The following is a 22,505-nucleotide window of genomic DNA, read 5'->3' as shown; positions in this document are numbered from 1 at the left end:
AAACAAAAAATTGCCGAGAAAAATACCCTTTCTCGACAATCTGAGGAGCTGCAGCTACCTTTTTTATTGGACAAAAGATCCCTTTAACTGTGCTATAATACTACTTTGAAGTTTAAAAATGGCAGGTGAATCAATGAAGCCCGTTCAGTCATCACAGGCAGTATTTAAAGGGGCCGTTATTTTAACCCTGGCGGCTTTAATTACAAAAATTTTGAGCGCCATTTATCGCATTCCCTTTCAAAATATTGTCGGTGATATCGGTTTTTACATATACCAACAAGTGTATCCGTTTTACGGAATTGCAGTTGTGCTTTCAACTACCGGTTTTCCAGTAGTGATTTCAAAGCTTTATACAGAAGAGCTGAAAAGGGGAAATGGAGAAACATCACGCTTCCTTTTGTTTATTTCCTTTATTTTTTTGCAGTTGTTTGGCATTATTTGTTTTCTCATTTTATATGTTGGATCAGACAAGATTGCCTTATGGATGAATGACAGTAAACTGACGATTCTAATAAAGGTAGTTTCTATCGTCTTTTTAACCTTTCCCATCGTATCTGTGCTGAGAGGCTATTTTCAGGGGATTGGCAATATGGTGCCGACCGCTTTATCACAGGTAGGGGAGCAGACAGTTCGAATTGTAACGATTCTCAGTTTATCCTTTCTGTTTGTTGAAAAGGGCTTCTCCTTGTATCTTGTCGGTGGCGGGGCTATGTTTGGCTCTATAACGGGAAGTATTATTTCCGGGATCATCTTGTTTATGTTTTTATGGATTCGTAAAGAATGGAAAGGAGTCATCCCTAAAGAAAAAGGGCTTTTCAGCTGCCTTATTGAAGCCAAGCCGATTTTAAAAGCCCTTATCCTTCAGGGACTAATGGTCTGTCTTAGCGGCATGCTGCTAATCTTTATTCAATTAGCCGATTCTTTAAATCTGTATTCCTTATTGACTGCAAGCGGGACAGAAGAAAACGCTGCAAAAAGTTTAAAGGGCATATTTGACCGGGGCCAGCCGTTAATTCAATTAGGGACTGTGGCGGCTACATCGATGTCACTCGCGATTGTCCCTCTGATTACAAGGGAAAGATTAACTGCAAATGCAATAGGCTTGCATGAGAAAATAAAGCTGGCGATAAAGGTAAGCATCGTCGTCGGTACTGGCGCTTCTTTTGGCTTATGGGCCATCATCAGGCCTGCTAACATTATGTTGTTCGAAAACGATTTAGGCTCAGATATTTTGGGCGCACTTGGTTTTGTGATTTTGTTTACATCGATTATTTTAACAGTGATAGCTGTTATGCAGGGATTGGGAAGTTTCGTCTTTCCGGCAATCACAGTTGTCTGTGTGTTTCCTGTCAAATATATGTTGAATATGGTTTTTGTCCCGTTTATGGGGACAATGGGTGCGGCGCTTTCTTCACTTATAGTGCTGGCAATGCTGGGGATGGTTCTTTTACTAAAGCTGCAAAAAATGATGGAGGCACCGCTTTTACCGCTTCGTCTTTTAACGAAGGTGACAGCGGCAGCGACGGTGATGGTAGTCTTGTTAAAAGGGGTTGCTTACGTTACTGGAGGAATAGAAATAGGACGTACTGGCGCTGCTATCCAAGCATTAAGCGCGGTTTTTTGCGGCGGCATCATTTATTTGTTGATTATCATTAGGGGAAAGGTATTCACGGCGAATGAGCTTGTCTTATTTCCGTTTGGCAGTAAGCTAATCCACCTGATGTCAAGAAAGGAAAAGAGAAAACAATGGTAAAAACTATTGAAATCGTTGGTCTTGGGGCAGGAGATATCTATCAGCTGCCGCTAGGCGTTTATCGTAAATTAGTACAAGCTAAACATCTGTATTTACGGACAAAGGAACATCCTGTTGTCGTGGAATTGGAAAAGGAGGGAATGGTCTACACTTCCTTTGATCCGGTTTATGAAAATCACGAGCAGTTTGAAGAAGTCTATCAAGAAATTGTTCAAATTTTACTAGAGAAAGCGCAGACAGACGACATTGTCTACGCCGTTCCAGGTCACCCGCTTGTAGCAGAGCAGACAGTGCAGCTGCTGCTGGAGAACGGTCCTAAGTGTGAAGTGGAAATAGTGATTGGCGGCGGGCAAAGCTTTATTGATGCCTTGTTTGCTTCCTTAAAAATTGACCCAATTGAAGGTTTCCAGCTGCTTGACGGAACTTCACTTCATTCCAATCAGCTGCAAATTGACCAGCATATGATTATTAGCCAAGTATACGATCAATTTACAGCCTCCAATGTAAAGTTAACGTTAATGGAAAAATTGCCGGATGATTATGAGGTTGTGATTGTGACAGCCGCAGGCAGCCAGGATGAAGTCCTAACCAATGTAGCGCTATACGAATTAGATCGCAATGTGTCCATCAATAACCTTACATCTGTTTATGTCCCGCCCGTAACGGACGACCAGATTCTCTGGAAGAACTTCACGAAATTGCGTGACATTATTGCTGATTTAAGGGGTCCAGAAGGCTGTCCATGGGATAAGGAGCAAACGCATGAATCGTTGAAGAAATACTTGATTGAAGAGACATATGAAGTAATTGAGGCAATTAATGAGGGCGATGTTGATCATTTAATCGAAGAGCTTGGGGATGTCCTGCTTCAGGTCATGCTCCATGCCCAGATTGGTGCAGATGATGGGTATTTTTCAATTGATGATGTAATTGAAGGATTGTCCGCTAAAATGATTCGCAGACATCCACATGTATTTGGAACTAGTTCAGCCGCGAATGCGGAGGAAGTCGTGGCAAATTGGCAGCAGATAAAAGAGCAGGAAAAGGGAGAAGAAAAACCTGAATCTATCCTTGAAGGGATATCCATGTCTCTTCCTAATTTACTGCGTGCCTACGAACTTCAGAAAAAAGCAGCAAAAGTTGGTTTTGATTGGAAGGAAATTACCCCTGCTTTGGAGAAAGTGAAAGAGGAGCTCGAAGAATTTACCGCTGAGCTTGATGGAACAGTGGAAAGCTTCACCCGGGCAAAAATGGAATTTGGGGATTTATTGTTTGCTTTTGTGAATGTCGCCAGATTTTTAAAGATTCATCCCGAAGAAGCGTTATTTGAAACAAACGAGAAGTTTATCCGCAGGTTTCACTACATTGAAAATCGGGTAAAGGAAAGCGGTAAAACATTTGAAGAGTTTACTCTTGAGGAGCTTGACGGATATTGGGATGAAGCTAAGGGAAAAGGATTGTAGATGAAGGAGCTGTACGGGAATGCGATTGGATAAGTTTTTAAAAGTATCAAGATTAATCAAACGCAGGACATTGGCCAAAGAAGTGTCCGACCAAGGTAGAATTGAGATTAATGGTAAAGAGGCTAAGGCCAGTTCAACGGTTAAGGTTGGCGATGAATTGACATTAAGGCTTGGTCAGCGAAAAGTAACTGTAAGAATTGAGCGGATTCAGGAAACAACCCGTAAAGATGAAGCGGCTGACATGTATACGGTTTTAAATGAAGAGAGGATTAGTTCTGTAGACAACCTAAGCGAGTAATCCAAGTTCTAATTTTTCATTTTTCACATAAAAATGTACAGAATGGTTGTACAAATGATTGTGAGGGATGAAAAATGAGCCAATATTATGAACCGAGCACATCTAAAGGCAGTATTCCGGACCATGATGTGATTATGAGGGGAAGAAAGCTTTTAGATATTACAGGTGTTAAACAGGTAGAGAGCTTTGATAATGAAGAGTTTTTATTGGAAACCGTAATGGGCTTTTTAGCAATTAAAGGGCAAAATTTGCAAATGAAGAATTTAGATGTCGAAAAAGGAATTGTTTCGATTAAAGGGAAAATTTATGACTTGGTTTATCTAGATGAGCAACATGGGGAGAAAGCTAAGGGATTCTTTAGCAAGTTATTCCGATGACACTCTCCACGCAATTTGTTACAATGCTTTCGATGATCGGCATGGGGTCGTTATTTGGCGCCATGTTTGATACGTATCAGCGCTTTTTAAAGCGCCCAAAGAGGAAGCAATGGATTGTATTTTTAAATGATATATTATTTTGGGTGATCCAAGCTTTAATCATTTTTTATACATTATTTCTTGTCAATAAAGGGGAAATCAGGTTTTATATTTTCCTTGCCCTCTTATGCGGATTTGCTGCTTATCAAAGTTTGTTAAAGGGTATGTATCTCCGTTTGCTGGAATTTCTGATTCAAACGGTTATTTCCATTTATCGATTTATCAAAAAAACCCTCCACCTGCTGATTTTCAAACCGATAGTAGGTTTAGTTCAACTTATTACAGTCATTTTTGTGGCACTTGGCAGGGGGCTTTGGACTCTTGTCAAGCTTATATTAAAGGTTTTACAATTTATTTTAAATATCATTCTCGGGATAGTAAAAAAGATCTTATGGATATTTTGGAGACTTTTGCCGAAAGGTCTTAAAAAATCAGTCGAGAAGTTATATAATAGAATAGCAGGAAATTTCAAGAAAATAACGAATTTCTTTACTAAGTGGCTGAATAAGTGGAAAAAGAGAAAAGAGTAAGAAAGGGTAAGGGTACAAAAGATGGGTTCGGAAAGACAAAAAAATGTATCTAAAATACAGACAACCTATGTGAAGCAGCAGGAGTATGCAGAAATTGCCTCAGCTAGGAAAAGAAAGCTGTTAATTAGACGGCTTTCATTGTTTTTTGTTCTCGCATGTATCATTTCTTATTTCATGATTTCCAGTCTTATGACCCAATCCACGAAGTTAGAAGCTAGTGCGGCACAACAGAAGAAACTAAATCAGGAGTTTTCTGAGTTAAAAAAGCAGGAAAAAGTATTGAAGGAAGAAATCGTGAAACTTAATGATAAGGAGTATATTGCCAAGCTGGCAAGGAAAGAATACTTTTTTTCAAAGAAGAACGAAATTATCTTTAATATTCCGGATGGAGATAAGGGAAAATGAACCAATCTATAGTTATATTGACACTTAATTTTTCCTTTCTGTATAATATAAAGTAAGTATGATTTTTTAATTTTTTAAGGAGGAACATTTTTTTTATGTCAATCGAAGTAGGCAGCAAGTTACAGGGAAAGGTAACAGGGATTACGAATTTCGGAGCGTTTGTGGAGCTGCCGGATGGATCAACAGGTCTTGTACACATCAGTGAGGTTGCTGACAATTATGTAAAAGACATCAACGAACACTTAAAAGTTGGTGACCAAGTTGAGGTAAAAGTCCTTAATGTTGAAAAGGATGGAAAAATTGGGTTATCCATTAAAAAGGCAAAGGATAGACCAGAGCCTGAAAGAAGGCATTCCCACTCGCAACGTCCTCGTCAAGGTAAAGCAAACGATCGCGGTGGCAACAGAACAGAAACATTTGAATCAAAAATGGCGCGCTTTTTAAAGGACAGTGAGGATCGTCTCTCTTCCTTAAAGCGAAATACAGAGTCTAAGCGCGGCGGAAGAGGGGCTAGACGAGGCTAACTTGCTGCTAACTTTTATCAAATACAGCAGAATTTATAAGACAGGTCACTTGTGACTTGTCTTTTTGTTTTGTGTAAAAAGGTGTCAGGAGCCATGTGAAATTATTCACATGGCTCCTGATATCCATTTATAAAATACTCTAAATAACGACATCTAAATCGTGTTAGAAGTGATTATTTGGATGAATTTAGTAGAAACAGTCGAACGAATTATGGAATCTGGTTCACTGATTTGACAAACTTTTAAATCTAGCAAACTTATAATAGAGGACAACTAGAAAATAGTAAGGGAGTGGTTCCATGGAAAAGGTAGAACGAGGAATAGTAGAACCGGTCGGAGAAGTAAACCTCCATCCAGCAAAATTGGATTTTCAGAACATAATGAGGAAATTTCAATTAGCGGTAGAATCCTTTTTTATAAGAAAAGGCTTCCTTCTGTTAATTGTTGGCTTTTTGCTTGGGCGCGCTTTAATTCTAGCAAAGCTGACCCCCTTTAGTCTGCCTTTTTTTGCATCTGTTTATTTAATCAAAAAGGACCGGGCACCGCTTGCTCTTATCGGACTAATTGCCGGTGCAGCTACGCTTTCGTTGGCAAACGCCGCCTTTACCTTCATCATCACCGTTTTATTTTTGATCATCTTTCGAATTAGTCAAAAATGGCTTGTAAATGAAATGAAGGCTCTTCCTTTTTATGCTGCTGGTATCCTGGGGCTTGGAAAATTAGCTGAGTCCTTTATCTTATCCACTCAATTAACGATATATGATGGAATGATGATCGGTGTACAAGCATGCCTTGCATTTATTTTAACGCTGATTTTTTTACAGAGTATCCCGTTATTAACTTTATATAAACGGCGGCAATTATTAAAAACAGAAGAAATTGTCTGCTTAATTATTATGCTTGCTTCCATCATGACGGGAACGATTGGCTGGAAGCTCTATGACATGTCAATTGAACATATTATGGCGCGCTACTTAGTGATGGTCTTTTCGTTCATTGCCGGAGCGACAGTGGGTTCAACAGTAGGGGTTGTGACCGGGCTGATTTTTACGCTTGCGAGTGTATCAAGTTTCTATCATATGAGTTTATTAGCCTTTTCAGGTGTACTAGGAGGATTATTAAAAGAAGGGAAAAAAATTGGCGTTTCCTTTGGTTTATTAGTTGCTACCCTTTTAATCGGCATGTATGGAGAAGGCGGCGGTTCATTAAAGCTGATGCTGATGGAAACCGGTGCTGCCATTGTGTTATTTCTTTTAACACCGCGAGGCTTAACGTCAAGATTGGCAAAATATATTCCCGGTACACCCGAATATACAGCTGAGCAGCAGAAGTATATGCGAAAAATGCGAGATGTGACGGCACAGCGGGTGTCGCAGTTTTCCAGTGTCTTTGATGCCTTGTCAAAAAGCTTTTCACAAATGGACCTTATTTCAGAGGAAGAAGAAAGTGAAAGAGAATTGGATTATTTTATGAGCAATGTAACAGCAAAATCATGTCAAAGCTGTTTTAAAAAGGAGCAGTGCTGGGCAAGGAACTTTAGTACTACCTATGCGGCAATGGAACATGTTATTCATGAAATGGACCAAAATGACGGAAATATTTCACTTCGGGTGTCTAGGGAATGGGAAAAGATTTGTTCCCGTCCGAAAAAAGTATATGAAACGATTGGGCAGGAGCTAACCTTTTTCCAAGCCAGTAAAAAACTAAAGAAAAAAGTTCAGGAAAGCCGAAAATTGGTTGCTGAACAATTATTAGGTGTTTCCGAGGTAATGGAAAACTTTTCAAAAGAAATTCAGCGGGAAAGAGAAAACTATTATAAGCAGGAAGAACAAATTATGGAGGCGATTCAAGGGTTTGGGATTCATATCGAACAGGTGGAGATCTATAGCCTGGAACCGGGAAATATTGATATTGAAATGGCCGTGCCGTTTTGCCACGGTCATGGGGAATGTGAAAAGTTAATTGCTCCGATGCTGACTGATATTCTTGGTGAATCGATTGTTGTGAAAAGGGAGGAATGTGCCAGCCACTCTGGCGGTTTCTGCCATACTAACTTTAGGTCATCTAAAGCCTTTACTGTCGAAACAGGCTTTGCCCACGCGGCAAAGGATGGCGGCCTGATTTCTGGTGACAGTTACTCGACAATTGAATTAGGGCTTGGCAAAATTGCACTCGCAATCAGCGATGGCATGGGAAATGGCGAGCGCGCTCATTATGAAAGTAAGGAAACGCTCGAGCTTCTGCAAAAAATCCTGCAATCAGGAATTGAAGAAAAGGTGGCTATTAAATCCGTTAATTCAATCCTATCGCTCAGGACAACAGATGAAATATTCTCTACACTTGACCTTGCGATGATTGATTTAAAAAATGCTGCGGCAAAATTCCTGAAAATTGGCTCAACTCCGAGCTTTATCAAGCGGGGGCAAAAAATTATTAAGATTCAAGCCAGCAATTTGCCAATGGGAATTCTTCAGGAGTTCGAAGTTGATGTTGTCAGCGAGCAGCTGAAAGCAGGCGATTTATTAATTATGATGAGTGATGGCGTGTTTGAGGGACCGAAGCACGTGGAAAATTATGATCTATGGATGAAACGTAAGCTTTTAGAGCTAGAAACAGACGACCCTCAAGAAGTGGCTGATCTAATTTTAGAGGAGGTCATTCGCTCCAGGTCCGATATGATTGATGATGATATGACAGTTGCTGTGGCTAAAATTAGGCATAACACCCCGAAATGGGCTTCTATCCCTGTCCCAAAACTAAAGCGTCAGGCGTAACTGACTAGTTTATCCAGTACTTATTATTATATGTATAAAACTCTCTGACAACGTCGAAAATGGTACCAATACACGTTGTGGAGGGAGAAGGTTTATGTATACAGGGAAAATCCGCCAAATTCTGTTGATCACAGATGGCTGTTCCAATCAAGGTGAAGACCCGATTGCCATGGCAGCACTTGCCAAGGAGCAGGGCATTACGGTTAATGTGATTGGTGTTATGGAGCATGATGTTATTGATGAAAAGGGAATGACAGAAATTGAAGGCATTGCCCTTTCAGGAGGAGGGGTTAGCCAAATTGTCTACGCCAAACAGCTTTCGCAAACCGTGCAGATGGTCACAAGGAAAGCAATGAACCAAACCATTCAAGGTGTCGTGAACCGCGAACTGCAGCAAATCTTAGGTCGTTCTCAGACAATGGAAGACCTCCCGCCAGAAAAACGCGGAGAAGTTATGGAGGTTGTTGATGAGTTAGGAGAAACTGTCGATTTAGAGGTGTTGATTCTTGTCGATACAAGCGCAAGTATGAAGCATAAGCTAGAAACAGTCAAAGAAGCACTGTTAGACCTTTCCCTAAGCCTGACAGCAAGAACTGGAAATAATCACTTCTCTGTTTTTGTATTTCCCGGGAAAAAGAATAATGTCGAAAAATTGCTTGATTGGACACCTAAGCTGCAAAGTTTGACCAGCATCTTTTCCCAGCTGTCTACAGGAGGAATTACCCCTACAGGGCCGGCGTTACGGGCGGCTCTAACCTCATTTGAGGAAAAACGTTCATTAAGGAGCCTGCTTTCAAATGATGATGAATCATACTTTGAAGAGTCAGTGTAAAGTTAATCCCGGGACAAGAATTACAGGTAAATGGCATTCAAATAAATATATGATTATGAAGGAGCTGGGGTTTGGCGCAAACGGAGTGGTCTACCTTGCTAGACATAATGATAGGCAGGTCGCATTAAAAATCAGCGACAACGGTATGACGATCACCTCTGAGGTAAATGTGTTGAAATCCTTTGCAAAGGTCCAGGGGTCAGGATCCCTTGGACCTTCTTTGCTTGATGTGGATGACTGGCAAACAAGCCGAGGTCCCTTGTCCTTTTATGTGATGGAATATATTCACGGCCCTGACCTGCTTTCCTTTTTACAGCAAAAAGGGAAGGCATGGATGCCGGTTTTATTTCTGCAGCTTTTAAATGATTTAGCGAGACTTCACGAAAATGGCTGGGTCTTTGGTGACTTAAAGCCGGAAAATTTAATCATTTCCGGGCCGCCCCCAAAAATAAGATGTATTGATGTTGGAGGAACGACAATTCAAGGGCGGGCCATTAAAGAGTTTACGGAGTTTTATGACCGGGGCTATTGGGGGCTCGGCTCAAGAAAAGCGGAGGCATCATATGATCTGTTTGCGGTGGCGATGATCATGATTAATTCTGCCTACCCAAAACGATTTAATAAAACTACCAGTGGAATTGCCCAGCTAAAAGAGGCCATACGGGCCCGCCCGGAATTGCAGCAGTATGAATCGGTCATCATAAAAGCACTTCAAGGGTATTATAGTAGTGCCGGGCAAATGAGATCAGACTTGTTGGATTGTATGAGCGACGACAAAGGGGCAGTCCATACAAAAGGAAACACCACTGGTACCAAGACTAACTCTAAGAAAGTGCAGAATGCTCATCAATCTCAGCCGCTGACAAGGCAGCGCTATCGAAAGAGTAAGAAAAAGCGCGGCTGGATGGAATTTTTCACGATCGCATTGGTTGTAGCCTTTTTATATGCTTTATATATTTTTTTAAAACTTCAATAATCAAATGAAACTTCTTTATTAAATAATCGTATAAAAAGCTATAGAAATTTTTAAAAGAGAGTTTTGTCTATGGTTGGGAACCCTATATTTTGTAACAGGGGGAAGGCAAGTAGTAAACTAGAGGTATCTTATATCAGAGAAGAGTGTTTTTTCGATGTTAGAAACAAAAGTTGGGTGTTTTCTTGATCATCACTCGTTCAAGCTTGATCACAAGAGAATGGTTGTTGGCGTCTCAGGAGGACCTGATTCATTAGCACTTCTCCACTATTTGCATAATGAGAGTGAAAAAAGGGGTCTTTTCCTTGTTACGGCCCATATTGATCATATGTTCAGAGGAGAAGAGTCATATGAAGATGCGATGTTTGTGAAGCACTTCTGTGAACAAAACAGGATTCCCTTTGAAATGGCGCAGATAAACGTCCCCCACGTTATGGAGACAACTGGGATGAGTTCGCAGGTTGCAGCTCGAGAAGTTCGGTATGAGTTTTATTTAAAGATAATGGAGAAATACAATTGCTCACACTTAGCTTTAGCACACCATGGTGATGATCAAATTGAGACGATTCTTATGCGGCTGACAAGGGGGAGCACAGGGATGGCAAGAACAGGAATTCCCTTTACACGTCCCTTTCAATCAGGTACTATTGTCCGTCCCTTTTTATGTGTGACTAAAGCTGAAATTGAGGATTATTGCAGGAGGCACCAGCTTACACCAAGGCTTGATCCAAGTAATAATAAAAATATATACAGCCGAAATCGATTCCGGCAGCAGGTGCTCCCTTTTTTAAAGACGGAAAATCCGCAGGTTCATGAGCATTTTCAACGATTTAGCGAGGAATTACAAACGGATGAGTTGTTTCTGCAGGAATTAACTGTCCAAGAATTGAATAAAGTATTGAAAAAAAGAAAAGAGTGTGAAATGACAGTTGATATCGGGCAGTTTTCAAAAATGCCTTTACCTTTACAAAGGAGAGGGATTCAACTAATATTAAACTATCTTTACAAAGAAAATCCATCTGCTCTATCTGCATTACATACTGATCAGGTTTTACGTTTAATCCATTATGGCAAGCCGTCAGGAAGATTGGACTTTCCCAGCGGTTTAAAGGTTCTTAGGTCATATGGGGATTTGTCTTTTGTTATTCATGAAGATAAAACAGAATCAGAACCGTATTATTTCGTCATGAATGGGCCAGGAAAAGTGAAATTGCCGAATGGCTGTCAAATGGAACTTCGTCTGGTTAACCAGGAGGAGGATTTTTGGAATAGTCCCGATACAGCCGTGTTTGCGGCGGACACTATGCAATGGCCAATTATCATTCGTACTAGAGAAACAGGCGATCGAATGACCTTAAAAGGGATGCAGGGGTCGAAAAAATTAAAGGACATTTTTATTGATCACAAGATCCCGCTTCAAAATCGAAATACATGGCCTGTAGTAACAAACGGCGATAATTGTATTATTTGGCTTCCAGGATTAAAGAAATCTTCATTTGAAGGCAGTAATCAAACAACAAAACAATATATACAACTCACTTATGAAAAGTAAACAGCTTCTAGGGGGCACATGTATAATGAAACAAGACATTGAAAAAGTGTTAGTGACTGAAGAAGAGATTCAATTAAAAGTTAAGGAGCTAGCAGCGCAATTAACAGAAGAATATCATGAACGCTTTCCGCTTGCAATCGGTGTATTAAAAGGCGCTATGCCATTTATGTCTGATTTGTTAAAGCGAATGGACTGCTATTTGGAAATGGATTTCATGGATGTATCCAGCTATGGCAATGCGATGGTATCTTCAGGAGAAGTTAAAATTATCAAGGATTTAGATACGTCTGTTGAAGGCAGAGACATTTTAATTATTGAAGACATTATTGACAGCGGTCTTACCTTAAGCTATTTAGTCGATTTATTTAAGTACAGAAAGGCAAAATCGATCAAAATTGTGACATTGCTAGATAAACCGGCTGGAAGGAAAGCGAACATTAAGGCCGATTATGTTTGTTTTGATGTTCCGGATGAATTTGTTGTCGGGTATGGATTGGATTATGGGGAGAAATACCGAAACCTTCCATATATTGGGGTATTAAAACCTGCAGTGTATAGCAATAATGATTAAAAGAAATCTCATGAAATACCGTTAAATATCCAATTTTCAGGCGTTCATCAGCAAGTGTAATTTCTTGAATTTGTAAGATTTTCTATGATACTATTTTATATAGTCTGTTCTAACGCGGGAGGAGGTAAGAGATGAATCGGATTTTCCGTAACACCATCTTTTATTTATTGATATTTTTAGTCATTATTGGCGTTGTAAGCTTCTTTAATGGAAGCAACGAGCCAACAGATCATATTTCCTATGATAAATTTGTTGCACAATTAGAAAATGGTGAAGTAAAATCATTTTCCATGCAGCCTGAGCGGGGTGTTTTTGAAGTCCGCGGGGAGCTTGAGGCAGGGGATAAGAAATTTATCACCTATATACCAAACAGCGAGAAAATCCTCGACCGGATTGACAAGGCTGACTCAAAGGTAGAAGTGATGCCAGCGAAAGAAACAAGCGGCTGGGTAACCTTCTTTACTTCGATTATTCCGTTTGTGATTATCTTTATTTTATTCTTCTTTTTATTAAACCAAGCTCAAGGCGGCGGCAGCCGTGTTATGAACTTTGGTAAATCAAAGGCGAAGCTGTACAACGATGATAAGAAAAAGGTTCGTTTTAGAGATGTCGCTGGTGCAGATGAAGAAAAAGCAGAACTGGTCGAAGTAGTTGAATTTTTAAAAGACCCGCGTAAATTCTCAGAACTTGGAGCAAGGATTCCGAAAGGGGTGCTTCTTGTAGGACCTCCAGGGACTGGTAAAACCTTGCTTGCACGTGCTGTTGCTGGTGAAGCCGGCGTTCCGTTCTTCTCCATCAGCGGTTCTGATTTCGTAGAAATGTTTGTTGGGGTCGGTGCATCCCGTGTTCGTGATTTATTTGAAAATGCTAAGAAAAACGCTCCTTGTATTATTTTTATCGATGAAATTGATGCCGTAGGACGTCAGCGCGGCGCCGGTCTAGGCGGCGGCCACGATGAGCGCGAACAGACGTTGAACCAATTGTTAGTTGAAATGGATGGCTTCGGCGCAAATGAAGGAATCATTATTGTTGCGGCGACTAACCGTCCTGATATCTTGGACCCTGCATTACTTCGTCCTGGACGTTTTGACCGTCAAATCACAGTGGATCGTCCGGATGTTAATGGCCGTGAGGCGGTACTTCGCGTACATGCCCGCAATAAGCCATTAGATGAGTCCGTGAATTTAAAAAATATTGCAATGCGTACACCAGGCTTTTCTGGAGCGGATTTAGAAAACCTTTTAAACGAAGCAGCCCTTGTGGCCGCTAGGCAGAATAAAAAGAAGATTGAAATGGTCGATATTGATGAAGCAACCGACCGTGTCATTGCCGGCCCTGCGAAAAAGAGCCGTGTCATTTCCGAGAAAGAACGCCGAATTGTGGCTTTCCATGAAGGCGGTCATACGGTTATCGGTTTAATCCTCGATGAAGCCGATATGGTTCATAAGGTAACCATTGTTCCGCGTGGTCAGGCTGGCGGTTATGCGGTAATGCTTCCTAGGGAAGACCGTTACTTTATGACGAAGCCGGAATTACTTGATAAAATCGTCGGTCTCCTCGGCGGTCGTGTAGCAGAAGAAATTGTTTTTGGTGAAGTAAGTACGGGTGCGCACAACGACTTCCAGCGTGCAACTGGCATTGCCCGTCGTATGGTGACTGAATTTGGAATGAGCGATAAGCTCGGTCCATTGCAGTTTGGCCAGCAATCAGGCGGTCAAGTATTCTTAGGTCGTGACCTTCACAATGAGCAAAACTACTCTGATGCGATTGCATATGAAATTGACCTTGAAATTCAACGGATTATCAAAGAATCTTATGAAAGATGTAAAAAGATTCTTACCGAAAACCGTGATAAGCTTGATTTAATTGCTAAAACACTTCTTGAAGTAGAAACGCTGAATGCTGAGCAAATTAGGTATTTAGTAGATAACGGTTATTTGCCAGAAAATCCAGAAGAACTTGGGGAAGTTAAAATTGGACCCAAAAAATTAGATGATGTGAAAGTTAACATTAACAAAAAGAAGGACGACGAACCTAAAGATGAAAAATCATTTTTAGATACTCCTCCGGATGAAATTGATTACAAATAATTAAATTGAGTGCTTCGTATGAAGCGCTCTTTTTTTTCATCCAAATTAAATTATGGTATTATGTTTTCATGTAAAAATAGAAAATTCCTTTAAAAGTGAGTGATAGAGTTGATTTTCGTTTTTGACGTTGGGAATACCAATACAGTGCTTGGCGTTTATAAAGGTGATGAGCTTAAATACCATTGGCGGATTGAAACAAGCCGGAATCGGACAGAAGATGAGTTTGCCATGAATATAAAGGCGTTGTTTGAGCATGCAGGACTTTCTTTTTCAGACATTGATGGAATTATTATTTCCTCGGTAGTACCACCGATTATGCTTGCTTTGGAAAGAATGTGTCAAAAGTACTTCCATATTAAGCCATTAGTCGTTGGACCAGGGATTAAAACGGGACTTAATATTAAGTATGAAAATCCAAGAGAGGTTGGTGCAGACCGGATTGTGAATGCGGTAGCAGCAATCCACGATTATGGCAGTCCATTAATTATCGTTGATTTTGGTACGGCAACAACTTATTGTTACGTTAATGAGGATCGTCAATATATGGGCGGTGCGATTGCGCCGGGAATTGGCATTTCGACAGAAGCTCTATACTCTAAAGCCGCAAAGCTTCCGCGGATTGAAATTACCCGCCCAGAAGGAGTTATTGGCAAAAACACAGTTGCGGCGATGCAGGCTGGCATAGTATATGGATATGTAGGTCAAGTAGAAGGTATTGTTAAACGGATGATGGACCAAGGAAATAAGAAGCCAACTGTTATTGCGACAGGAGGTCTTGCTCCGTTAATTGCTATGGAAACAACAATCATTGATGTTGTTGACCCATTTTTAACATTGAAGGGTTTACAGCTTATCTATAAACGAAACATGGGGAATCCTAAAGAGTAGTAAGCGGACTAGAAGCGTTACTTGCTGTAAAAATTTTTGAGTGTGATAAGCAAGAAAGTGAGTTGGATTAAATGAGTGATTATTTGGTAAAGGCGCTGGCCTACCATGGCGGCATTAGAGCATATGCTGTCCGAACGACTCAAACTGTAAGCGAAGCACAGCGCCGTCATCATACATGGCGGACAGCTTCAGCGGCACTTGGCCGTGCGATGACCGCAGGGGTTATGATGGGGGCGATGCTGAAAGGGAATGAAAAGCTGACCATTAAAATAGATGGCGGCGGACCGCTTGGGCCTATTCTAGTGGATAGTAATGGGAAAGGTGAGGTACGCGGCTATGTGAGCAATCCAGAAGTCGATTTTGAATCAAATGAACATGGGAAGCTTGATGTCCGCCGCGCAGTCGGAACAGACGGGATGCTGGCAGTTGTAAAAGATATTGGGCTTCGTGACTTCTTTTCCGGACAGGTTCCGCTTGTTTCGGGAGAATTAGGGGAGGATTTCACTTATTATTTTGCAACTTCAGAGCAGACACCATCATCTGTTGGTGTCGGGGTGTTGGTGAACCCTGATGATACAATTTTGGCAGCAGGCGGTTTTATTTTGCAAATTATGCCTGGAGCGAATGATGATGTTATTACAAAAGTGGAGGAACGATTAAAAACCATTTCTCCTATTTCAACTTTAATTGAACAGGGACTAACTCCGGAAGAACTTTTATATGAATTGCTTGGCGAAGATCAGGTCAAAATCATTGAGACCATGCCGGTTAAATTCCAATGCACCTGCTCCATGCAGCGTTTTGCTGATGCTATTGTTGGTTTAGGCAAGGCAGAAATACAGGCAATGATTGAAGAAGACGGGCAGGCTGAGGCCCACTGCCATTTCTGCAATGAAAAATATCTTTTTTCAAAAGAAGAGCTTGAGAAGCTACAGCAGGAAGCGAAATAAAACTGCTGATTTTCTTAACAAAGCACAGGAAATACCTGTGTTTTCTTTTTTTGAAAGTATAAAAATTCTAATTTAAATTGATTGACAAAGTCAGTATAAAATTGGTAAATTATAAGTATATAAAACCAATAAAAATACTCGGAATAGGGGTGCTGTTATATGGTACGTGTTGCAAATTCAGTTGCTGAATTAATTGGTCATACTCCAATTGTTAAGTTAAATCGTTTAGCAGATGAAAATAGTGCAGAGGTTTATTTAAAGCTGGAATATTTTAACCCAGGCAGCAGCGTGAAAGATCGTATTGCCTTAGCAATGATTGAAGCGGCAGAGGCTAAAGGCTTAATCAAACCAGGCGTCGATACAATTGTTGAGCCAACCAGCGGTAATACTGGAATCGGGCTTGCTATGGTAGCAGCAGCAAAAGGCTACAAAGCGGTGTTCGTCATGCCTGAAACCATGAGCTTAGAAAGACGAAACCTGCTTCGCGCTTACGGTGCAGAGCTTGTGTTAACTCCAGGCCCAGAAGGAATGAAAGGGGCTATTGCAAAGGCGGAAGCATTGGTAGAGGAAAACGGCTACTTTATGCCGCAGCAATTTAAGAACGAAGCAAATCCAGAGGTGCACAAAAGAACAACCGGTGTGGAAATCTCAGAACAAATGGACCAGCTGGATGCTTTTGTTTCCGGAATCGGTACTGGAGGAACCATTTCTGGTGCAGGCAGTGTTCTTCGCGAAAAATTCCCGAATGTAAAAATTGTAGCTGTTGAACCGCAGGATTCTGCCGTTCTTTCAGGTGGAAAACCAGGTCCGCACAAGCTTCAGGGACTTGGCGCCGGTTTCGTGCCTGACACCTTAAACACTGAGATTTACGATGAAGTTATTCAAGTAGGTACAGAAGAGGCCTTCGAAGCTTCCCGGCGCGCGGCCAGAGAAGAAGGAATTTTAGGCGGTATTTCCTCTGGTGCAGCGATTCATGCAGCATTAAAAGTTGCGAAGGAACTTGGTAAAGGCAGGAAGGTACTAGCTATTATCCCGGATAACGGAGAACGCTATTTAAGTACTGCGCTATATCAGTATGATGCGGAATAATAGATGATAAAGGCGCCGGCACTTGCCGGCTTCTTTTTTTATAAGAAGAAAGTATAAACTTTCAACTTTTTGAATTGTTTAGCTCCAGTGCCCTAGCGGCTAGTGTCCTTCGCTCTCCGCCCTAATATAAGTCAACATCGATTCGCCTACGGCTCATCGTGTTTCCTTTATCCCAGTTGGAAAGCTCCACAAGGAAAGCTTCGGCAGCATAGGCATCTCACGAAGAAAAAGCGTTAGCTTTTTCGAGGAGGCCATACGCCGCTGAACAGGGCGCTTGCGCTTTTCTTGTAGAAAATTTCGATTCTGTTATAGAATTCATGTATTATTAAAGAAGAAATTTTATCATGGTTTGGGGGAATTAGGGATGAATGCATCAGCGGATAGAATTCAATGCGGCCCATATACGTTAGATTTCACCAAAAAAACTTACGTAATGGGGATCTTGAATGTCACACCAGATTCCTTTTCGGATGGCGGTAAATTTAATGAAATTGAGCGTGCGATAGAACACGCAAAAGAAATGGTCGCAAATGGGGCGGATATTATTGATGTTGGTGGAGAGTCTACACGTCCTGGGCATACAGTTATTTCGGTGGAAGATGAAGTAAAGCGTGTTGTTCCAGTGATTGAAGCACTGAACAAACATGTTGATGTTCCAATTTCCATCGATACTTATAAAGCAGAAGTCGCAAAGAGGGCGATTGAGGCTGGGGCTCATATCATTAATGACATTTGGGGTGCAAAGGCAGATGACCAAATGGCTTCTGTGGCAGCGGAGTATGATGTCCCAATCATTCTTATGCATAATCGCCATGAGCAGGATTATCAGAATTTTGTCAGGGATGTGATCAATGACTTATTTGAAAGCATCATGATGGTCAAAAAGGCGGGTGTCAAGGACGATAAAATCATACTTGACCCTGGGATTGGCTTTGCAAAAGACTATCACGAGAATATTCTGATGATGCGGAATTTGGACAAGCTGGTGATGCTTGGATACCCTGTATTATTAGCAGCATCGCGAAAAAGAATGATTGGAGAGGCACTAGATCTCCCTGTTGATGAGAGAATGGAAGGTACAGGTGCGGCAAATTGTTACGGAATTCAAAAAGGATGCAGAATTATTCGGGTTCACGATGTCAAAGAAATAAGCAGAATGGCAAAAATGATGGATGCAATGATGGGGAAGGGTGAGGTCCGTGGATAAAATCTATGTTAATAAGATGGAGTTTTATGGCTACCATGGAGTTTTTCCTGAGGAAACGGTTCTGGGACAGCGTTTTTCCGTCGATTTAGTCATTTCTGTTGATTTGAAAAAAGCAGGAGAAACGGATGAATTGGAATACTCTGTAGATTACGGGGAGTTATATCGGGTATGTAAAGAAATCGTTGAAGGTACACCGTATAAATTAGTGGAGGCGGTTGCAGAGAAAATTGCTGCCAGTATCTTAACAGATTTTCCTCTTGTTAAAGAGGTAATGGTTAAGGTGATTAAACCGGACCCTCCAATCCCTGGTCATTATCAATCCGTCGCAGTAGAAATAATAAGGGGTAGATAGAAGTGGAAAATACAGCCATTATTGCTCTAGGTTCAAATATCGGCAATCGTTATGATACTATGACGCTGGCGATTAAAAGATTGACTAGTACAGCAGATATAAAGCTGGTAAATACCTCCTCTATTTATGAAACGGATCCTGTAGGTTATGAAGCACAGGATTTATTTTTAAATATGGTAATTGAGGTCAAAACAGCTTTAGACGCTTTTGCGTTATTAGATCGATGTTTAAAAATAGAATTAGAACTTGGAAGAAAGCGGGAAATTAGATGGGGCCCGCGAACAATTGACCTTGACATACTAACGTATAATCAAGAAAATATTAATCATGCGAAACTGGTTGTTCCACATCCACGGATGCTGGAACGTGCGTTTGTATTAGCTCCACTTTTAGAAATGAAACCTGAGATTAAGTTTTTAGGAACGGATAAACCTCTTGAAGCATTTTTAGATGAACTACCTGATAGAGAAGGAGTCCGATTATGGAAGCGGATAAATGGGGAAGACGTATTCGAGCATATCGAAAGCTAAAGGGTTACACACAGGAAGGCTTTTCAAAAGAGCTGGGTGTATCAGTTTCCATTTTAGGAGAGATTGAACGAGGAAATCGCCTGCCTGCAGAGGAGTTACTTGAAAGAATAACTCACAGCTTACAAATAAGTATAGATGACTTAATGCCTAAAGATTAAATAAAGGGGGTAGAACATGTTAAAAATTGGTGATATTGAAATGAAGAATCCTGTTGTTTTGGCGCCGATGGCTGGTGTCTGCAACTCTGCGTTCCGATTAACAGTGAAAGAGTTCGGCGCAGGCCTCGTTTGTGCTGAAATGGTTAGTGATAAAGGGATTGTTTTTAAAAACGAGAAGACGATGAATATGCTTTACATTGATGAACGCGAAAAACCATTAAGCCTCCAAATCTTTGGCGGTGAGAAAAAAACGCTTGTAGAAGCGGCGAAATTTGTGGACCAAAATACAAATGCTGATATTATCGATATCAATATGGGCTGTCCTGTTCCGAAAATCACCAAATGTGATGCAGGAGCTAAATGGCTTTTGGACCCAAACAAAATCTATGAAATGGTGTCTGTAGTTGTTGATGCGGTAGAAAAGCCTGTTACTGTAAAAATGCGGATGGGCTGGGATGAGGACCATATTTATGCCGTTGAGAATGCCCAGGCAGTAGAGCGCGCAGGCGGAAAAGCGGTTGCTCTCCACGGACGAACGCGTGTCCAAATGTATGAAGGAAAGGCGAACTGGGATATAATTCGTGAAGTAAAAAGATCAGTAAACATCCCAGTCATTGGCAATGGTGATGTTCAAACACCACAGGATGCAAAGAGAATGCTTGATGAAACGGGTGTTGATGGCGTTATGATCGGCCGAGCTGCCCTGGGAGACCCATGGATGATTTACCGTACGGTTCAGTACTTAGAAACGGGCAAGCTGTTGGGGGAGCCATCTGTACGCGAAAAGATCGATGTATGTCTGCTTCATTTAGACCGCTTAATCGCCCTTAAAAATGAACATATTGCTGTCCGTGAGATGCGCAAGCATGCCGCATGGTATTTAAAAGGGGTTCGCGGCAATGCAAGGGTGCGTAACGCAATTAACGAATGCGATACTCGTGATCAATTAGCTGGACTTTTAAATGATTTAGTTTTAGAAGTAGAAGCGATGGAACAAGAACAGGCGATTGTGGGATAAGTTGACATCGAAAGGCTCTTTTTCTATAATTATTGTATTTACATGAAGCTGCCAGTGGGATAACTGGCAGTTTTTATTTAGGTAAGATATTTTTGATGTCTGAAAACCAAAGTTTGTGTAAAATAATAGAAGTGTATGTATGAAAATGATAGTACGTGTTTTTACTAGCGTTTTACATAAGGTTCAACTAACACTCAGCGGNNCCGCTGAGTGTTAGTTGAACCAATCGGGCTTTTACGGGCAGTTAATCTCCCGCAAAAGCTTCCCGCTTTACTTAACTTTAAAGCGGGAGTCTTACTGCCCGTTGAATCGGGATAATTAGAGTAATGGAGTGGATAGTTGTGAGTCAGGAAGAATTAAATGACCAATTAATCGTCAGACGTGAAAAAATGGCTGAAATGCGCGACAACGGAATTGACCCATTTGGCAAACGGTTTGATCGGACACATAGCAGTCAGGATCTGATTGAACAATATGGAGAAATCGAAAAGGAAGATCTTGAAGCGAAGAATATAGCTGTGTCTCTTGCCGGCAGAATTATGACAAAACGTGGCAAAGGGAAAGCGGGATTTGCTCATATTCAGGATTTGACGGGCCAAATTCAGATATATGTAAGACAGGATGCAGTTGGTGAAGAGCAGTATAAAATCTTTGATTCTGCAGATTTAGGGGATATTGTGGGTGTTCGCGGTTCCTTATTTAAAACAAAAGTGGGAGAGTTATCCGTAAAGGTAGAAAGCTTTGTGTTTTTAACAAAAGCACTAAGACCCCTGCCAGATAAGTTCCACGGTCTAAAGGATGTAGAGCAGCGATATCGTCAGCGTTATTTAGATTTAATCATGAGTCAAGAAAGCAAAGAAACATTTATTACCCGCAGCAAGATTATCCAATCCATGCGCCGTTACCTGGACGATCATGGTTACTTAGAAGTTGAAACGCCTATGATGCATGCCATCGCCGGCGGAGCAGCGGCTCGTCCGTTTATTACGCATCACAATGCACTTGATATGGAATTGTATATGCGTATTGCGATTGAGCTTCATTTAAAACGATTAATTGTTGGCGGACTTGAAAAAGTGTATGAAATTGGCCGTGTTTTCAGGAATGAAGGTGTATCTACCCGTCATAATCCTGAATTTACGATGATCGAGCTTTATGAGGCATATGCAGACTATCAGGATATTATGAGTCTTACAGAAAACTTGATTGCCCATATTGCACAAGAGGTACATGGAACAACGACGGTTCCATATGGTGAATACGAAGTAAACCTTAAGCCTGAATGGAAAAGACTCCATATGGTAGATGCAATTAAGGAATATACAGGTGCTGACTTCTGGAAAGAGATGACTGTTGAAGAAGCCCGGGCATTAGCAAATGAACATGGAGTAGAAATTAACAATAATATGCTTTATGGTCATATTGTGAATGAATTCTTTGAGCAAAAGGTAGAGGAAAAGTTAATCCAGCCTACTTTTATCTATGGGCATCCTGTAGAAATCTCGCCTCTTGCCAAGAAAAATGAAGAGGATCCACGCTTCACTGATCGTTTTGAATTGTTTATTGTCGGACGTGAGCATGCCAATGCCTTTACAGAGCTTAATGATCCGATTGATCAGCGCGAGCGCTTTGAAGCGCAGTTAAAGGAACGTGAGCAGGGTAATGACGAGGCTCATGAGATGGACGACGACTTTGTTGAGGCATTAGAATATGGAATGCCGCCAACGGGTGGATTAGGAATTGGAGTAGACCGTTTAGTCATGCTGCTAACAAATTCCCCTTCTATTCGTGATGTATTATTATTCCCGTTAATGCGCCATCGTTAATAGAAATAAAAAGCGCCGCACTTGCGGTGCTTTTTATTTGGTCTGGAATGCAGGGTATTAGAAAATTTCAACTTTAATATTATCCTTAAAAAACTATTGCACAATGTTTTTAATGGTGGTATATTTATATCTGTTGTTGCGAGACAACGTTTTTTCTGAAAAAAGAAGAAAAAAAGTTATTGACTTTCAGTTGATAACTTGGTAATATTAAAAAGTCGCCTTTGAGCGATTGTTCTTTGAAAACTA

Annotated in this window: 22 protein-coding genes; all 22 read left to right on the top strand. The window is 41.0% G+C overall.

What is annotated here, in order from left to right; translation table 11 throughout:
• Positions 1–118 precede the first annotated feature (118 nt).
• Complete coding sequence (locus IE222_RS22015) at positions 119–1,753, top strand: putative polysaccharide biosynthesis protein (protein ID WP_223282852.1); 1,635 nt, start codon at positions 119–121, stop codon at positions 1,751–1,753.
• Positions 1,747–3,216, top strand: coding sequence for a bifunctional methyltransferase/pyrophosphohydrolase YabN (yabN, locus tag IE222_RS22010; RefSeq protein WP_191276528.1), 1,470 nt, complete (start codon positions 1,747–1,749; stop codon positions 3,214–3,216). The genes IE222_RS22015 and yabN overlap by 7 nt, the downstream gene beginning before the upstream one ends.
• A gap of 19 nt (positions 3,217–3,235) precedes the next feature.
• Positions 3,236–3,514: an RNA-binding S4 domain-containing protein gene (locus IE222_RS22005; RefSeq protein ID WP_191276527.1), complete on the top strand. Its 279-nt coding sequence runs from the start codon at positions 3,236–3,238 to the stop codon at positions 3,512–3,514.
• 74 nt (positions 3,515–3,588) lie between these two features.
• Positions 3,589–3,891, top strand: a complete 303-nt coding sequence (yabP, locus tag IE222_RS22000) for a sporulation protein YabP (protein WP_191276526.1) — start codon at positions 3,589–3,591, stop codon at positions 3,889–3,891.
• Positions 3,888–4,520 carry a spore cortex biosynthesis protein YabQ gene (gene yabQ / locus IE222_RS21995; RefSeq protein WP_191276525.1) on the top strand — a complete coding sequence of 211 codons (633 nt, stop codon included), beginning with the start codon at positions 3,888–3,890 and terminating at the stop codon, positions 4,518–4,520. Before yabP ends, yabQ begins: the two co-directional genes overlap by 4 nt.
• Positions 4,521–4,541: 21 nt before the next feature.
• On the top strand, positions 4,542–4,925 hold the full coding sequence (locus IE222_RS21990; protein ID WP_191276524.1) for an FtsB family cell division protein: 384 nt from the start codon (positions 4,542–4,544) through the stop codon (positions 4,923–4,925).
• 95 nt (positions 4,926–5,020) lie between these two features.
• Entirely contained in the window at positions 5,021–5,449 is a 429-nt protein-coding gene (locus tag IE222_RS21985) for a S1 domain-containing RNA-binding protein (RefSeq protein ID WP_191276523.1), read from the top strand.
• Positions 5,450–5,748: 299 nt separating this feature from the next.
• Complete coding sequence (gene spoIIE / locus IE222_RS21980) at positions 5,749–8,223, top strand: stage II sporulation protein E (RefSeq protein WP_191276522.1); 2,475 nt, start codon at positions 5,749–5,751, stop codon at positions 8,221–8,223.
• A gap of 94 nt (positions 8,224–8,317) precedes the next feature.
• Positions 8,318–9,055 (top strand): vWA domain-containing protein, encoded by a 738-nt coding sequence (locus IE222_RS21975; protein ID WP_191276521.1) that lies wholly within the window; start codon positions 8,318–8,320, stop codon positions 9,053–9,055.
• A complete protein-coding gene (gene prkT, locus IE222_RS21970) occupies positions 9,024–10,031 on the top strand; it encodes a serine/threonine protein kinase PrkT (protein WP_191276561.1) in 1,008 nt (335 codons plus the stop codon). The genes IE222_RS21975 and prkT overlap by 32 nt, the downstream gene beginning before the upstream one ends.
• Positions 10,032–10,185: 154 nt before the next feature.
• Positions 10,186–11,580 (top strand): tRNA lysidine(34) synthetase TilS, encoded by a 1,395-nt coding sequence (gene tilS / locus IE222_RS21965; protein WP_191276520.1) that lies wholly within the window; start codon positions 10,186–10,188, stop codon positions 11,578–11,580.
• Positions 11,581–11,605: 25 nt separating this feature from the next.
• On the top strand, positions 11,606–12,151 hold the full coding sequence (gene hpt, locus IE222_RS21960; protein WP_240009795.1) for a hypoxanthine phosphoribosyltransferase: 546 nt from the start codon (positions 11,606–11,608) through the stop codon (positions 12,149–12,151).
• 131 nt (positions 12,152–12,282) lie between these two features.
• The gene (gene ftsH / locus IE222_RS21955; RefSeq protein ID WP_191276519.1) at positions 12,283–14,241 is read left to right on the top strand and encodes an ATP-dependent zinc metalloprotease FtsH; all 1,959 of its coding nucleotides are present in this window, start codon (positions 12,283–12,285) and stop codon (positions 14,239–14,241) included.
• A 108-nt stretch (positions 14,242–14,349) separates the two neighbouring features.
• A complete protein-coding gene (locus IE222_RS21950) occupies positions 14,350–15,129 on the top strand; it encodes a type III pantothenate kinase (protein WP_191276559.1) in 780 nt (259 codons plus the stop codon).
• A 71-nt stretch (positions 15,130–15,200) separates the two neighbouring features.
• Entirely contained in the window at positions 15,201–16,079 is an 879-nt protein-coding gene (hslO, locus tag IE222_RS21945) for an Hsp33 family molecular chaperone HslO (RefSeq protein ID WP_191276518.1), read from the top strand.
• A gap of 159 nt (positions 16,080–16,238) precedes the next feature.
• Positions 16,239–17,168, top strand: a complete 930-nt coding sequence (cysK, locus tag IE222_RS21940; RefSeq protein ID WP_191276517.1) for a cysteine synthase A — start codon at positions 16,239–16,241, stop codon at positions 17,166–17,168.
• A gap of 364 nt (positions 17,169–17,532) precedes the next feature.
• The gene (folP, locus tag IE222_RS21935; protein WP_191276516.1) at positions 17,533–18,375 is read left to right on the top strand and encodes a dihydropteroate synthase; all 843 of its coding nucleotides are present in this window, start codon (positions 17,533–17,535) and stop codon (positions 18,373–18,375) included.
• Positions 18,368–18,727: a dihydroneopterin aldolase gene (gene folB / locus IE222_RS21930; RefSeq protein ID WP_191276515.1), complete on the top strand. Its 360-nt coding sequence runs from the start codon at positions 18,368–18,370 to the stop codon at positions 18,725–18,727. The genes folP and folB overlap by 8 nt, the downstream gene beginning before the upstream one ends.
• 2 nt (positions 18,728–18,729) lie before the next feature.
• Positions 18,730–19,257 carry a 2-amino-4-hydroxy-6-hydroxymethyldihydropteridine diphosphokinase gene (gene folK / locus IE222_RS21925; RefSeq protein ID WP_191276514.1) on the top strand — a complete coding sequence of 176 codons (528 nt, stop codon included), beginning with the start codon at positions 18,730–18,732 and terminating at the stop codon, positions 19,255–19,257.
• A complete protein-coding gene (locus tag IE222_RS21920; RefSeq protein ID WP_191276513.1) occupies positions 19,209–19,415 on the top strand; it encodes a helix-turn-helix domain-containing protein in 207 nt (68 codons plus the stop codon). The genes folK and IE222_RS21920 overlap by 49 nt, the downstream gene beginning before the upstream one ends.
• Positions 19,416–19,431: 16 nt before the next feature.
• A complete protein-coding gene (dusB, locus tag IE222_RS21915; RefSeq protein WP_191276512.1) occupies positions 19,432–20,433 on the top strand; it encodes a tRNA dihydrouridine synthase DusB in 1,002 nt (333 codons plus the stop codon).
• A gap of 341 nt (positions 20,434–20,774) precedes the next feature.
• Positions 20,775–22,259 (top strand): lysine--tRNA ligase, encoded by a 1,485-nt coding sequence (gene lysS, locus IE222_RS21910; RefSeq protein ID WP_240009794.1) that lies wholly within the window; start codon positions 20,775–20,777, stop codon positions 22,257–22,259.
• Positions 22,260–22,505: the final 246 nt, after the last annotated feature.

It is taken from the genome of Neobacillus kokaensis, from assembly GCF_014656545.1.
Lineage (GTDB): Bacteria > Bacillota > Bacilli > Bacillales > Cytobacillaceae > Neobacillus > Neobacillus kokaensis.
This window is presented reverse-complemented; position numbering and strand designations above follow the sequence as displayed.

Coding starts and splice junctions, on each gene's coding strand:
- prkT (WP_191276561.1), top strand. CDS start 9,024: ATGATGAATCATACTTTGAAGAGTCAGTGTAAAGTTAATCCCGGGACA.
- IE222_RS21985 (WP_191276523.1), top strand. CDS start 5,021: ATGTCAATCGAAGTAGGCAGCAAGTTACAGGGAAAGGTAACAGGGATT.
- hpt (WP_240009795.1), top strand. CDS start 11,606: ATGAAACAAGACATTGAAAAAGTGTTAGTGACTGAAGAAGAGATTCAA.
- cysK (WP_191276517.1), top strand. CDS start 16,239: ATGGTACGTGTTGCAAATTCAGTTGCTGAATTAATTGGTCATACTCCA.
- IE222_RS21990 (WP_191276524.1), top strand. CDS start 4,542: ATGGGTTCGGAAAGACAAAAAAATGTATCTAAAATACAGACAACCTAT.
- hslO (WP_191276518.1), top strand. CDS start 15,201: ATGAGTGATTATTTGGTAAAGGCGCTGGCCTACCATGGCGGCATTAGA.
- dusB (WP_191276512.1), top strand. CDS start 19,432: ATGTTAAAAATTGGTGATATTGAAATGAAGAATCCTGTTGTTTTGGCG.
- yabN (WP_191276528.1), top strand. CDS start 1,747: ATGGTAAAAACTATTGAAATCGTTGGTCTTGGGGCAGGAGATATCTAT.
- IE222_RS22005 (WP_191276527.1), top strand. CDS start 3,236: ATGCGATTGGATAAGTTTTTAAAAGTATCAAGATTAATCAAACGCAGG.
- folP (WP_191276516.1), top strand. CDS start 17,533: ATGAATGCATCAGCGGATAGAATTCAATGCGGCCCATATACGTTAGAT.
- spoIIE (WP_191276522.1), top strand. CDS start 5,749: ATGGAAAAGGTAGAACGAGGAATAGTAGAACCGGTCGGAGAAGTAAAC.
- yabP (WP_191276526.1), top strand. CDS start 3,589: ATGAGCCAATATTATGAACCGAGCACATCTAAAGGCAGTATTCCGGAC.
- yabQ (WP_191276525.1), top strand. CDS start 3,888: ATGACACTCTCCACGCAATTTGTTACAATGCTTTCGATGATCGGCATG.
- ftsH (WP_191276519.1), top strand. CDS start 12,283: ATGAATCGGATTTTCCGTAACACCATCTTTTATTTATTGATATTTTTA.
- IE222_RS21920 (WP_191276513.1), top strand. CDS start 19,209: ATGGAAGCGGATAAATGGGGAAGACGTATTCGAGCATATCGAAAGCTA.
- IE222_RS21975 (WP_191276521.1), top strand. CDS start 8,318: ATGTATACAGGGAAAATCCGCCAAATTCTGTTGATCACAGATGGCTGT.
- tilS (WP_191276520.1), top strand. CDS start 10,186: ATGTTAGAAACAAAAGTTGGGTGTTTTCTTGATCATCACTCGTTCAAG.
- IE222_RS22015 (WP_223282852.1), top strand. CDS start 119: ATGGCAGGTGAATCAATGAAGCCCGTTCAGTCATCACAGGCAGTATTT.